The sequence below is a fragment of the Haloferax sp. Q22 genome, assembly GCF_001482285.1.
Classification (GTDB): Archaea; Halobacteriota; Halobacteria; order Halobacteriales; family Haloferacaceae; genus Haloferax.
Genome location: NZ_LOEP01000016.1, coordinates 170,437 through 182,979 on the forward strand (window position 1 = coordinate 170,437; position 12,543 = coordinate 182,979).

The following is a 12,543-nucleotide window of genomic DNA, read 5'->3' on the forward strand; positions in this document are numbered from 1 at the left end:
CAATCATATACTGTTGATCCAAGGTCTGAGATAAAATCGATGTACCACACCCGAGAGGGTGATCGAGATGAAATACAAAACAAGATCCCAGACAATACGATCAACAAATCGGGCGGTGGTACTAGTCCCGGTTATGGTCGCCTTGATAATTGGCGTACCATTCTACCAAGTGGCTGTGTTGCTGCTGATCGCACGCGCGGTCTTGTAGCTAACCACCATCCGGTTTTACACGGTAGAAACTCACCAAGAGACTTGTTGGCGGCCTCGAAGCCACCAAGCCCCCAGAAAACCCGCACCGTCGACGCTCCGACGACGCTCCGACCGACGTACCTACGACTAATGAATAGTTGCTTACGAGAGGCTGTACTGCTGTATTCTTAATTATTGAGTTGGTGGTGGCCGGTCCGAGGCGTGTTTCATCGGCTATCGACCCCCGGCAGTCTCGGAGTCACCAACAAGTCGCTTGGCGAGGTCACTCCGACCCACAGAGCGTTCGACCGTCCGAACCAGCGACCCGGTGAGTAGTTCGGGATTCACTGTGAGGCGCTTTTCGTCGCCCGACTCGTCGATGTGGAACGCCTCGAAAGACGAGACGAGGTCAGTCCAAGCGTCGTCGACGGACTGCCAGCGGAGGTCGTGCTGTGGCCGAGCCATCGCCTGAACTCCGGAGTTCGCCACCGATCCGATCTGGTCCGCACGCTTCCCACCCGCGTTTCGTGGACCCGCGTTCTTCCCCTTCGCAGTCTGGACGATAACCTCGTCACGAGAGATGCGCATAGCGACCTCTTTCTTCGACGGACCACCGTCCGGGCGTCGACCATCGTCGATCTGTTCGGCCATCGCCAGCGCGTCCTCGGCAAGCTGTTCCGCGCGCTTCCGAGCTTCCCGCTCTTGTTCGAGTTCGTTTTCGAGGCGGTCGAGGCGGTCGACGATCCGGTTAGCCGCGTCGATGGGACCGAGGTCCGTGTTCATCCGCTCTTCGTCGTCCGGGACGGCGAGCGTGTTGAGCAACTTCCGGAACGCGACGACTTCGAGGTGACTGAGGTCCGGTCCTGCACCCTGCGACCCCGAGGGTTCGTCCGCGCTCATGCCGGTCCTCCGACCTCGGATGCCTTCGAGAACTCCAGTTCTCCGTCGGCGACGGTCGTCGTCTCGTGACCCGTCTTGTCCTCGTGTGCGTCCGAGACGAGGTCCGCAGCGAGCCAGTCGCCCGCGCGGACGTGCCAGCCGCACCGGAGGCACTTGGCGTGGAGCTTCTCGTCGCTCATGGCTCATCGACCTCCTCGACGTAGGCGCGGTGGCCGGACCGATCTGCGTGGAAGGCGGCGAGGTTCCGAGCCGTCTGTTCGGACTCGACCGGCTCCGGCATTTCGGCATCGCAGTCGCGACACTTTGGGAGGAAATTCATGCCGCAATTCCCTCCAGAAAATCGACCGACGTGGTCGGGGCGGATGCCGAGTAATCAGTAACTCTCGACGCGGCGGACGTTTTGTGCGGCCGCTGGCCGATGAACGTTACAGCGTGAGACCGCAAGAGAGGCGTCTTGCGGGCCTTAGAAACGTTGTGAAAACGTGGATGGACTCGCGGGGATTTGAACCCCGGGCCTCTTCCTTGCGAAGGAAGCGATCTGCCACTGATCTACGAGCCCTCATTCCCACGGAGTCGTGGGATACACTTATACCCTATGTTTTGTCCGCGGTCGGGCATGCGATAGCATCCCGTTCCGTCGGGCGATTCTGCGGGCGTCTGCTCGCGCGTCGAACGGAAGTGAGATGACACGCGCCTTAGCGCTGAAAGTCAGCTCGGAGGCAGAGTCCTCCGGACGCGCGCCTCGACAGCCGCGAGTGTGACGGGCCGACCGTCACGAACGGGCGGTCCGGGGGTCCGGACAGCGCCGTCGTTAGTCTTCGAGGACGATCTCGATGCTGACGTCGTTCGGAACCTGAACGCGCATCAGCTGGCGCAGAGCGCGTTCGTCAGCGTCGAGGTCGATGAGACGCTTGTGGACGCGCATCTCCCAGTGCTCCCACGTCGCCGTCCCCTCGCCGTCAGGCGATTTGCGGGCGGGGACTTCGAGCGTCTTCGTGGGCAGCGGGATCGGCCCGCTGAGGTTGACGCCCGTCTTGTTCGCGATCTCGCGGACGTCGTCGCAGATATCGTCGAGGTCTTCCGGACTCGTGCCGGCGAGCCGAACGCGTGCCTGTTGCATCGTTATCGCTCGTTGACTTCGAGCACTTTGCCGGCCGCGATGGTCTGACCCATGTCACGGACAGCGAAGCTGCCGAGCTCCGGAATCTCGGAGGACGGCTCGATGCTGAGCGGCTTCTGCGGACGGACGGTCACGATGGCGGCGTCGCCGGACTTGATGAAGTCCGGGTTCTCCTCAGCAACCTCGCCCGACGCGGGGTCGAGCTTCTGGTCGATCGACTCGATGGTACACGCGACCTGCGCCGTGTGGGCGTGGAAGACCGGCGTGTAGCCAGCGGTGATGACCGAGGGGTGCTGCATGACGACGACCTGCGCCTTGAACGTCTCGGCGACCTTCGGCGGGTCGTCAGCCGGGCCACAGACGTCGCCGCGGCGGATGTCGTCCTTGCCGACGCCACGTACGTTGAAACCAACGTTGTCGCCAGGTCCGGCCTGGTCGACTTCCTCGTGGTGCATCTCGACGGTCTTGACCTCGCCGCCGACGTCAGAGGGCTGGAAGCTCACGTTGTCGCCGGGGTTGAGGGTACCCGTCTCGATACGGCCGACCGGGACCGTACCGATGCCGGAGATGGTGTAGACGTCCTGGATGGGCAGGCGCAGCGGCGCGTCCGTCGGCGGCTGCGGTGCCGGCAGGTTGTTGAGCGCTTCGAGCAGGATGTCGCCGTCGTACCACGGCGTGTTGTCGGAGCGCTCGGCGATGTTGTCGCCTTCGAAGGCCGAAATCGGGACGTAGGTCGCGTCGTCAGAGTTGAAGCGGACCTGCTTGAGGAGCTTGTTGACCTGCTCCTTGACGTCCTTGTACTTGTCTTCGCTGTAGTCGACGACGTCCATCTTGTTGACCGCGATGATGAGTTCGCCGATGCCCAGGGTGCGGGCAAGGAAGACGTGCTCGCGGGTCTGCGGCGCGACACCGTCGTCGGCGGCGACGACGAGAACCGCGTTGTCAGCCTGCGAGGCACCGGTGATCATGTTCTTGACGAAGTCGCGGTGGCCAGGACAGTCGACGATGGTGAAGTAGAACTCGTCCGTGTCGAACTCCTGGTGGGCGATGTCGATGGTGACACCGCGCTCGCGCTCTTCGGCGAGGTTGTCCATGACGTAGGCGAATTCGAATCCGCCCTTGCCCTTCTCCTCGGCTTCCTCTCGGTGCTGCTCGATGACGTGCTCCGGGACGGAGCCGGTCTCGAACAGGAGTCGGCCGACGAGCGTACTCTTACCGTGGTCGACGTGGCCGATGATGGCCAGATTCTGGTGGGGTTTGTCGCTCATTGGTGTGTTCACGCGCTAAGGCGCTCTGTGGGGAATGTTTTTGCTGAAACCCCTAAAACGATTTCGATACGCGCTACGGGCCGTCTAACCGCCGTACTGCGATTTGCGGAACCATACCACGGTCGCGGAAATGGAGTGTCCGGTGGATATCGACAGTCGAAAGAAACAGAGGGTACGGGCCGCCTGTCTGCTATTCGAGGCGTGAAACGTCGGACAGGACGGCGGTCGCCGTCTCCGGACCGCCCGCCCCGCGGCCGCTGATATTCAGTTGGCCCGCGTGTTTGGTCTCCAACTGGACGATGTTTTGCGTGCCCGTGACCGACAGCGCGGAGCCCTGCGGAATCAGCCGCGGAGCGACGCGGACCCCGTCGGCCGTCGCCTCGCCGATGAGGCGGACTGTCCGACCGTCCTCGGCGGCGAGATCGAGCGCCGTTCCCGGGACGTTGCGGATGCCCTCGACCTCGGCGTCGTCGAGCGCGTACTCGGTCTCGCCGTCGGAGAGGACGTTCGCGAGGATGACGAACTTCAGCGCGGCGTCGATGCCGTCGACGTCGAACGTCGGGTCCGCCTCGGCGACGCCGAGGTCCTGTGCCTCCGCGAGCACGTGCTCATAGTCGAGTCCCTCGGCGGCCATCCGTGAGAGGATAAAGTTCGCCGTCCCATTCAGCACGCCGCGCGCGGCCGTCACGTGGGGCGCGCCGAGGTCCGAGATGGTCGAGAGGACGGGAATCGCGCCGCCAACAGCGGCCTCGAACTGGACCGTCCCCTCGCTCTCGGCTTCGAGCGCGCGCAGGTCGGCGTACCGTTCCGCGACCGGACCCTTGTTCGCAAGCACGACGTGACGGTCGTCGGCCAGCGCGCGCTCGACGTGCGAAAAGCCGGGCTCGGCGTCGCCGAGCGTCGTCGGCGTCGCCTCCACCAACACGTCGTAATCGGCGTCGAACACCGCCGCGGGGTCCGCCTCGCCGACCACGCCCTCGCGTTCCTTTCGGTCGTGGACCGCGCTCGGATCGAGCCCGGCGGGGTCGACCGCGGAGGAAGACGAGTCCGCGAACGCAACGACATCGTGACCGTAGTCGCCCGCGAGGTCGAGGACCGAGCCGCCGACCGCGCCCGCGCCGAGCACTGCGAGTCTGAGGCTCATTGGGATCCCTCCGCGAGCGGCTCGACGACGTGCAGTCCCTTCTCGGCGGCGAGGTCGCGAACGACCGACAGCGTCTCGTCGACGCGGCCGGAGCGGACCGCGAGTCGGAGTCGGGCGCTCGACGCCTCGTTGGTCCCCTCGCGGGCGGACAGCGACAGGTCCTGCAGGGTCGCGTCCGCCGAGGACTCGATGCGGTGGAGCGTGTCCGAGAGGTCGGAATCGACGATGTCGCCGACGAGAATGACCATTACCTCCTCGCCGAAGTGCTCCGCGCCGGCGCGGATGACGTTGACGCCGGCGTCGCGGAGCGCCTCGACGATTCGCTCGAAGCGGTCGGGCGGGCATTCGAGGTCGACCTCCACGGGGATGTGTCCGCGGGGAGTCAGGCTCCCTCGTTCGTGGAAGATGGAAAGCAGGTTACCGCCGTTGTCGGAGATGGGCTTGAGCGCGGCCAAAAGCTGTCCGGGCTCGTCGACGAGTTCGAGCCGAATCGTGTGCGGTTTCGGCATCTCGCCGCTCCCGTCGGTCTCGGCGTCGCTCCCGCCGTCGAGGTCCTGTGCGCTCATTGTCCCACCCCCGTGGGCCGTCCCGACGCTGTTGTCCGCGACGCGCGGTTCGGTCGTGGTTTCGCGTCGTCGCGCCAGGAGTCGAGAGACGTACCCTTACGCATACGTATCCGTGATTCGGCCACGCGGTATAAGCCTTCGTAGCCGACACGGTTTGCCGACGCCGACAGCGTGCTGGCATTTGACATGGGTGTCAGTGCAGTTCGGCCGCGGCAGTTGGGACTCGGTCGGAGAGAACGGATCGCCGTGTGCTCATTATCACGTGATTTGGGCGGAAGCCCACGGCTTCAGTCGTGCTAACGAGCGTCTGAAAGTCAGCCTTAGGCGAAGAATATTCGAGTTAGTTGATGGGTAGCAAACTCAGTTTCCGTAGATATATACACGCCATCACGTGCCGCGTCACGCGGTGGGACAGTGACGGTAGGAAAACAGATGACCAAACAAACAGATACCGACGACCTCGAACTCAGCGACGACGAACTGATAGAGGTCATCAAGAATCACGGAATCGACCGGCGATCACTGCTGAAAGTATTCGGTGTGGGTGCAGCCGTGTCGGCACTCGGGGGGACGGCAGCCGCGACCAGCGGCCGTGGAAACCGAATCGACGAGGTGTACGGCGCGCCGTACTCGGCGGATGACACCGTTCCCTCGGGACTCGTCGACCACGTCGTCGAACTTCACACCCACGAAGAGAACATCCACGACGACTTCCCGATTGACCCCGAGTCAGGGAACGAGGTTCCGGCGGAGTTCATCTTCGACCCGGTTGGACTGCACGTGCGCCCCGGCGAAGTCGTCGAATTCCGCGTCCACCATGGGCTTCACACGGTGACGTCGTTCCATCCGAAGTTCAGCGAACCTCCGGTATTCACGTTACCGAGCCGGGTTCCAACGTCACACGGTTTCACGTCGCCTCCGGTGGTGGGCGGTGACTCGTGGCTCTACCGCTTTACGAAACAGGGCGTGTACGACGTGCTTTGCCTCCCCCACCTCACCCTCGGGATGGTTGCCCGAATCGTCGTATCCGGCGACGGAGCTGTCCCGTCGGACACATACGGACCGCTTCCGATTCCGAACGCCGGAGCTGTTCTGGGCGCTCCCGAGATGACACCGGAGAATATCGTCAGCGAAGGAAGCGTTGCCTGGGAAGACCTGACGCTGTAACCGAACTCCACGCGGCGGTGAAGCCGATCTCCGTTTTTATTTGTTCTATTTATCAATCAGTACTACGTCAAGGGCGGTGTTTCGAGAGCCCGTTATCGTGGCGTAGTTCGGACTCTCATCGGACAGCGAATGTACGGAGAGTCTGACGGCGCTCGACGTCGGCGCCCCCGGTCGTCCGATTCACCCCTGAAGGGACGACCGAGCGACCGGAAAACGGAGCGGCGAGAAGCAACCGCTGCGACCGTTAGTGTGACACACTGCGGTCGCTCCCGGGCCGGTGACCGAAAGAAGGCGCGAAGGCTCGCGCTTAGATGTAGTCGATAGCCTGCGAGAGCTCGAGCTTCATGCCCTTGCGCTCGCGGATCTCCATGATCTTCTCGCGCTGGAGGTTGTCCGAGAGCACGCGGAAGCCGGCGTTCTCCGTGTTCCAGGAGGCGCGACCTTCCGTGGCCGAACGGATGTCCGACGAGAAGCCGATCATCTCTTCGACGGGCGCGATGCCCTCGATGACCATGAGGTCACCTTCCTGGTACATGTCGTCGACGCGGCCGCGGCGACCCTGAATCTCGCCGGAGGCCGAGCCCATGTATTCGGAGGCGACGTCGATGCGGACGTTCTGGATGGGTTCGAGGAGCTTCACCTGACCCGCGATGAGCGAGCGGTGGACCGCGTCACGCGTCGCAGGGATGACCTGCGCGGGACCGCGGTGGATGGTGTCCTCGTGGAGGCGCGCGTCGTGGAGGCGCAGGAGCGTCCCCTGAACGGGCTCCGCGGCGAGCGGACCGTCGTCGAGCGCCTCTTCGAGACCCTCGATGACGAGTTCCATCGTCTCGTTGAGGTGCTGGATACCCTTCGTGTCGTCGATGAGGATGTTCGTCCCGTGGATGTGTTCGACGTTCTGGGACGTGTCCTTGTCCATGCCGGCTTCCTGCAGCGCCTCGCGGCGCTCCAGTTCGGGCATGTCCATCGAGATTTCGCCGAGCTTGATGGAGTCGACGATGTCCTGCGAGAGGGGTTCCGCCGTGATGTAGAACTTGTTGTGGCGGTTCGGGGAGACGCCCTCGACCTCGTGGGACTTGCCCTGGACCTGCTCGCGGTAGACGACAATCGGCTCACCGGTGCGGACCGGGATGCCCTGGTTGTCGCGGATACGCTGGGTGATGACTTCGAGGTGGAGCTCGCCCTGCCCGGAGATGAGGTGCTCGCCCGTGTCCTCGTTAATCTCGATGCGGATGGTCGGGTCTTCCTTCGCGACCTGCTGGAGCGTCTGGATGAGCTTCGGCAGGTCGTCCATGCGCTCTGCCTCGACGGACTTCGTGATGACAGGCTCGGAGATGTGCTCGATGGACTCGAACGGCGTCATCTCGACGGAGGAGACGGTGGAACCGGCGATGGCGTCACGGAGACCCGTGACGGCCGCGATGTTCCCCGCGGGAACGCCGCGGTCGAGTTCCTCGCGCTCGCCGCCCATGAAGACACCGACGGACTGGACGCGGTTCTTGCCCGCGGTCCCGGAGACGTAGAGCTCCTGACCCTTGCGGATGGTGCCGGAGAACAGGCGACCCGTCGCGATTTCGCCCGCGTGGGGGTCCATCGAGATGTCGGTCGCCATGAAGACGACTTCGCCTTCGTCGTCGACTTCGCGCATCTGGCGCGCGAGGTCGGACTCGGAGTCACCGCGCCAGACCGTCGGGATACGACGGGGCTGAGCGTCGAGCGGGTCGGGGAAGTGCTCCGCGACCATGTCGAGGACGACGTCCGAAAGCGGCGTGCGCTCGTGGAGTTCCTGGCGGTCGCCACCGCGCTCGAGTTCCATGATGTCGCCGAAGGAGATACCGGTCTCCTCCATCGACGGCATGGAGACGCCCCACTTGTACAGGGCGGACCCGAAGGCGACGGTCCCGTCTTCGACGGAGACCGTCCAGTCGTAGTCCTTCTCCTCGGTCATCCCGCGGATGAGCTCGTTGACGTCGGAGATGACGTCGACGAGGCGCTTCTGCATCTCCTCGGGACCTTCCTGCAGTTCGTTGATGAGGCGGTCGACCTTGTTGATGAAAAGCGCCGGCTTGACGCCCTCGCGGAGCGCCTGACGCAGGACCGTCTCGGTCTGCGGCATGGCACCCTCGACGGCGTCGACGACGACGAGCGCACCGTCGACGGCGCGCATCGCGCGCGTCACGTCGCCACCGAAGTCGACGTGGCCCGGCGTGTCGATGAGGTTGATGAGGTGGTTCTCGCCTTCCCATTCGTGGGTCATCGAGACGTTTGCGGCGTCGATGGTGATGCCGCGTTCCTGTTCGTCTTCCTTCGTGTCCATCGCGAGCTGCTGGCCGGCAGTCTCGTCAGAGATCATGCCCGCACCCGCGAGGAGGTTGTCGGAGAGGGTCGTCTTACCGTGGTCGACGTGAGCGGCGATGGCGATGTTCCGGATCTGCTCCGGCTTGTCCATCAGTTTCTCACATTCCTGGACGATCTTCTTTCGTCGGCCCATTATACAGTGGTCTACCGGCAGGAGGGTCAAAAGAGTAGTGTTTTTGCCGAGCGGATTTCCCATTTTCAGCCGTCCTACCGCCGGGGTATGAGCATTTTTGTCACGATAGGTGAGACTGTCCGCCGGACGCGAATCTCGTTGCCGGGGTCGGCGTAAGAGTCATGTTGGTTGATAACATTTCTCAACTCGAATGGACCTCCGAGTCGTCGGGGGCGCACCGGCAGACCCGTTCTTGAGCGCCGCCGACCTGTTCGAAACCGAGTTCGAGCTTTCGTACCCCGTGTACGTGCGCGTTCGCGATGATCCCGACTCCCGCACGTGGGCCGGCCACTATCAGGACCACCACGTCCTCAACATCTCCCGGCAGGCCGCCACCAGCGCGATGGCCCGCGAACTCGCGCTCCACGAACTCTCACACATGGCCCGAAACGAGGAAGGCCACGTCTCGCACTACCAATCCACGCGCGAGGCGGTCTTTCTCGCGCTCGCGGGCAGAACCGTCGAGCGTCGGAAGCTCGCGCACTGCTATCAAATCGCTAATCACTGCAAGGATATCTATGCCGACGACCTGACACTGTCTGTCGCGCCCGCGGACAAACTCGTCCAGTTCCTCGAATCGCAACTGGCGGCGGCGCTCGCCGACCGACCGCAGGCGTCCGGACGCCCCGGCTCTCGACTCGTCACCGCGGGTTCGGACCCCGAAATCACGGCCGTGAACGCCGCGTTCGCCCTCGCGCTCGTGGAGCGACACGACCTCGTCGAGCCCGACCACCGGCTGTACGACCTCGCCCACGCCGCGGGCGACGACGCGCCGTCGGTGTCGCTCGACACGTTCAAAGAACAGTTCCGGACGCTCGCCGACGACCCCTCGAAAAGCGAGTACCGCCGGACGCTCGTCGACGTGGTGAAACACTACGTCGTCAACCCGGGAATGGCCGCCGACTGAGTGCTACGCTACGCACCGGTCACGAGGCGCCAGACGAACGGTGTGTGTCCCACCAGACCGACCGTACGGCGTCGTCACTCGGCGCGGTGAAAAACGGAAGAGAGTGGAGAGATTACCGGGCCGCTTCGGCCACGCGCTCTTTCTCCTCTTTCTGGGAGATAGCGTACGTCTGGACGTCGTAGTCGGCCGCGCCGATGAGCTGCTGTGCGAGCGCCTCGGCGGCGGTGGTCGTCGTCTTGTAGGAACCGCTGAGCGTGCCCTGTGCGATGAACTTCAGCGCCTCGTCGACGCGGCGCTGCGGGGCGACGTCGACGGCCTGCGGGACCGAGATACCGCCGTACTTGAGGCGGACGGTCTCCTCGCGGGGACCAGCGTTCTCGACCGCGCGGATGAGCACCTGCACGGGGTTCTCCTCGGTGCGCTCGTGGACGATTTCGAACGCTTCCTTGACGATTTTACTCGTCTTCTGCTTGTGTCCCGTGTTGTCCTCGGTCTGCATCAGACGGTTGATGAGCCGCTCGACGATGCTGATTTCGGACTTCTGGAACTGCTTCGAGGCGTGACGACCCATCGTGTGGGCGATGGGCGTCGCCTTGATGTACCGGCTCATGCTGGGGTCGGTGTACTCCATCTCGGAGACGTCCCAGACGCCGAACAGAAGCGCGTTCTCCTTTGCTTCCTCGCTGCTCGCGGGGGACTCGGGCTCGGGTGCGTCGCTTTCCGACATGGTTAGCGCACCGGCTTTTCAGCGTTCCCGCGGACGAGTTCGATCATCGAGACGCCGTTGACCTTCTCGACCTTGTAGTTGACACCCGAAAGGTCACCCATCGCGCGACCCTTCGCGCCGCCGATACCGGCGATGGTGACTTCGTCGTGTTCGTCGATGAACGAAATCGCGCCGTCACCGGGACAGAAGGCGGTGACCTGCTTTCCGTTCTTGATGAGCTGAACACGGACGCATTTCCGAATCGCCGAGTTCGGCTGCTTCGCTTCGATACCAACCTTCTCGAGGACGATGCCGCGACCCTGCGGGGCACCCTCGAGCGGGTCGGACTTCTTGCCGAGACCGCGCTCACGGCGCGCGTACTCAGAGTCGGACCAGCGGCGCTTCTGCCGGTCCTGCTTGAGCTTGCGCGCGGCGTATTTGCCGTTCGCCATAGTGAACAACAGTTCCAGATGGAGCTACTTAAGCCTCCCTTTTCGAATCCGACGAGACGGCTTCAGGAGCGATTAGCGCCCCCTAAGGAGGAATCTGAGGTCGTTTCTCCGATTCGAACGACGGCCCCTCCGCGTCGAAGAGGGACTAAACCGCCCGGAGATTGTGTCGTTTCGTCCACCCGTGCGAACGATGCGCACACGGGCCGACGCGCCCGTCCAGCGGGGTCACTCGCCGCCGCGCTCGCCGACAAGGTCCACGTCGAGGCGACCGCTGACCTCGCGGCCCGACGCCGGACCGAGTGTCAGCCCCTCCTCGTCGAACCGCCGCTTGACTCGACGACGGTACTGCGAGCGAACGTCGACGAGACTCACGTCCATCGGCGAGGCGACCCAGAACTCCGCCTGTAGGCCGATCGAACTCCCGGCGAACTCGAGGATGCGCGCGGTCGGTTCCGGGTCGTCGAGCACGCGGTCGTCCTCCCGCGCCGTCTCGACGAGTTCGCGAAGCGCCAACTCCGCGTCGTCGGTGTACGCGATATCGACGCGCTCGGTGATTCGGTACCGCTCTCGGCCGTACGGGCGAGTGAGCGCGTTCGTCGTGAGTTCCGTGTTCGGTACCGAGATGGTCTCGTTGTTCACCGTCTGCACGCGCGTGACCCGGAAGTCAACCGCCTCGACGACCCCCTCGCCACCGGGCCACGATATCCAGTCGCCGACGTTGAAGTCCGGGTCGGCTACGAGAAAGAGGCCGCTGATGAGCGCGCCGATGACCTCCTGTCCGGCGACCCCGACGACGAGCGTCAGCGCCGCGACGATGAGCGCCGTGTCGGTCAGGACCGACGCGTAGCCCGCGCCGATGGCGCCCGCGAGTGCGGCGACGACGATGACGAACGCGTGCGCGTAGGTCTCCGTCGCCGACTGCAACGTCGGGTTGTTCCGGTTCCGGGCGCTGACGAGCCTCGTCACGCCCGGGACCACGAGGAGCCGACCGACGAGATAGACCACGATCGCCGCGGCGGCGAATCCCGCGGTCGCGCTCGTGAGCTCCTCGTACTCCGAAAACTGCGTCGGGTCGAGTTGCCCGACTGCGACTCCGACAGACTGTCGTATCGGCGACATGCGTAGCTCGCGGGTCGGTGGAGACAAAAACGTGTGGTCGAGCAGACCGCCGCCCTACGTCAACTGGATGTCGTCGATGTCGTAGTGGCGACGCGCCAGTTCACGGGCGGTGTCGATTGTCTTCCCGCTCGCGCCGATGGCGACGCCGCGGTCGGCTTCGGCGACCTCGACGTACGCGACGGTGTCGTTCTGCCGCGAGAGAGTCACGTGTCGGACGGCCGCCGGCGCGAGCGCGCTCGCGACGAACGCCTCCGGCGTGTCGGCGTCCTCGACCAGTTCGACCGACCGACCGAGTTGCCGCTCGACCGACTGGACGGTCCGCCCGCCGGGGCCGATGGCCGTCGCCATGTCGCCCGCGGCGACGAGGAAGACGACCCGGTCCTCGAACACGAGGCAGTCGTGGGCGGTCGCCTCCGTCTCCTCCTCGAAGAGGGCGATGAAGCGGCGGGCCGTATCCGACAGCGTAACTTTCATC

The 12,543-nt window shown here is 64.2% G+C and carries 14 protein-coding genes and 1 tRNA gene; 2 read left to right on the plus strand and 13 right to left on the minus strand.

Annotated features, from left to right (window positions below):
- Positions 1–423: 423 nt before the first annotated feature.
- The 8 genes from AM590_RS06305 to AM590_RS06335 form a co-directional block, all read right to left on the minus strand.
- Entirely contained in the window at positions 424–1,089 is a 666-nt protein-coding gene (locus AM590_RS06305) for a hypothetical protein (protein ID WP_058826732.1), read from the minus strand.
- Positions 1,086–1,268: a hypothetical protein gene (locus AM590_RS06310; protein ID WP_058826733.1), complete on the minus strand. Its 183-nt coding sequence runs from the start codon at positions 1,266–1,268 to the stop codon at positions 1,086–1,088. The genes AM590_RS06305 and AM590_RS06310 overlap by 4 nt, the downstream gene beginning before the upstream one ends.
- Positions 1,265–1,408: a hypothetical protein gene (locus AM590_RS20425; protein ID WP_157575440.1), complete on the minus strand. Its 144-nt coding sequence runs from the start codon at positions 1,406–1,408 to the stop codon at positions 1,265–1,267. Before AM590_RS20425 ends, AM590_RS06310 begins: the two co-directional genes overlap by 4 nt.
- A 168-nt stretch (positions 1,409–1,576) precedes the next feature.
- Positions 1,577–1,648: transfer RNA gene (locus AM590_RS06315), tRNA-Ala, on the minus strand.
- Positions 1,649–1,900: 252 nt separating this feature from the next.
- The gene (rpsJ, locus tag AM590_RS06320; protein ID WP_004044563.1) at positions 1,901–2,209 is read right to left on the minus strand and encodes a 30S ribosomal protein S10; all 309 of its coding nucleotides are present in this window, start codon (positions 2,207–2,209) and stop codon (positions 1,901–1,903) included.
- A gap of 2 nt (positions 2,210–2,211) precedes the next feature.
- Positions 2,212–3,477 (minus strand): translation elongation factor EF-1 subunit alpha, encoded by a 1,266-nt coding sequence (gene tuf, locus AM590_RS06325; RefSeq protein WP_004969067.1) that lies wholly within the window; start codon positions 3,475–3,477, stop codon positions 2,212–2,214.
- 190 nt (positions 3,478–3,667) lie between these two features.
- Complete coding sequence (locus AM590_RS06330; RefSeq protein ID WP_058826734.1) at positions 3,668–4,621, minus strand: homoserine dehydrogenase; 954 nt, start codon at positions 4,619–4,621, stop codon at positions 3,668–3,670.
- Positions 4,618–5,187 (minus strand): amino acid-binding protein, encoded by a 570-nt coding sequence (locus tag AM590_RS06335; protein WP_008091513.1) that lies wholly within the window; start codon positions 5,185–5,187, stop codon positions 4,618–4,620. Before AM590_RS06335 ends, AM590_RS06330 begins: the two co-directional genes overlap by 4 nt.
- A gap of 432 nt (positions 5,188–5,619) precedes the next feature.
- Here AM590_RS06335 and AM590_RS06340 point away from each other — a divergent pair, with 432 nt between their 5' ends.
- A complete protein-coding gene (locus tag AM590_RS06340) occupies positions 5,620–6,354 on the plus strand; it encodes a plastocyanin/azurin family copper-binding protein (RefSeq protein WP_042661923.1) in 735 nt (244 codons plus the stop codon).
- A 307-nt stretch (positions 6,355–6,661) separates the two neighbouring features.
- Here AM590_RS06340 and AM590_RS06345 read toward each other — a convergent pair whose 3' ends face one another.
- Positions 6,662–8,845: an elongation factor EF-2 gene (locus AM590_RS06345; RefSeq protein ID WP_004969064.1), complete on the minus strand. Its 2,184-nt coding sequence runs from the start codon at positions 8,843–8,845 to the stop codon at positions 6,662–6,664.
- Positions 8,846–9,035: 190 nt separating this feature from the next.
- On the opposite strand from AM590_RS06345, the gene AM590_RS06350 reads away from it, so the two are divergent.
- Positions 9,036–9,791 carry a DUF5781 family protein gene (locus AM590_RS06350; RefSeq protein WP_058826735.1) on the plus strand — a complete coding sequence of 252 codons (756 nt, stop codon included), beginning with the start codon at positions 9,036–9,038 and terminating at the stop codon, positions 9,789–9,791.
- 112 nt (positions 9,792–9,903) lie between these two features.
- On the opposite strand, the gene AM590_RS06355 is transcribed toward AM590_RS06350, so the two are convergent.
- From AM590_RS06355 to AM590_RS06370, 4 genes are all read right to left on the minus strand, one after another.
- A complete protein-coding gene (locus AM590_RS06355) occupies positions 9,904–10,518 on the minus strand; it encodes a 30S ribosomal protein S7 (protein ID WP_058826736.1) in 615 nt (204 codons plus the stop codon).
- Between the two features lie 2 nt (positions 10,519–10,520).
- The gene (locus tag AM590_RS06360; RefSeq protein ID WP_004044570.1) at positions 10,521–10,949 is read right to left on the minus strand and encodes a 30S ribosomal protein S12; all 429 of its coding nucleotides are present in this window, start codon (positions 10,947–10,949) and stop codon (positions 10,521–10,523) included.
- Between the two features lie 225 nt (positions 10,950–11,174).
- A complete protein-coding gene (locus AM590_RS06365; RefSeq protein WP_058826737.1) occupies positions 11,175–12,068 on the minus strand; it encodes a mechanosensitive ion channel family protein in 894 nt (297 codons plus the stop codon).
- A 54-nt stretch (positions 12,069–12,122) separates the two neighbouring features.
- A complete protein-coding gene (locus tag AM590_RS06370; protein WP_004973575.1) occupies positions 12,123–12,542 on the minus strand; it encodes a NusA-like transcription termination signal-binding factor in 420 nt (139 codons plus the stop codon).
- Between the last annotated feature and the right edge of the window lies 1 nt (position 12,543).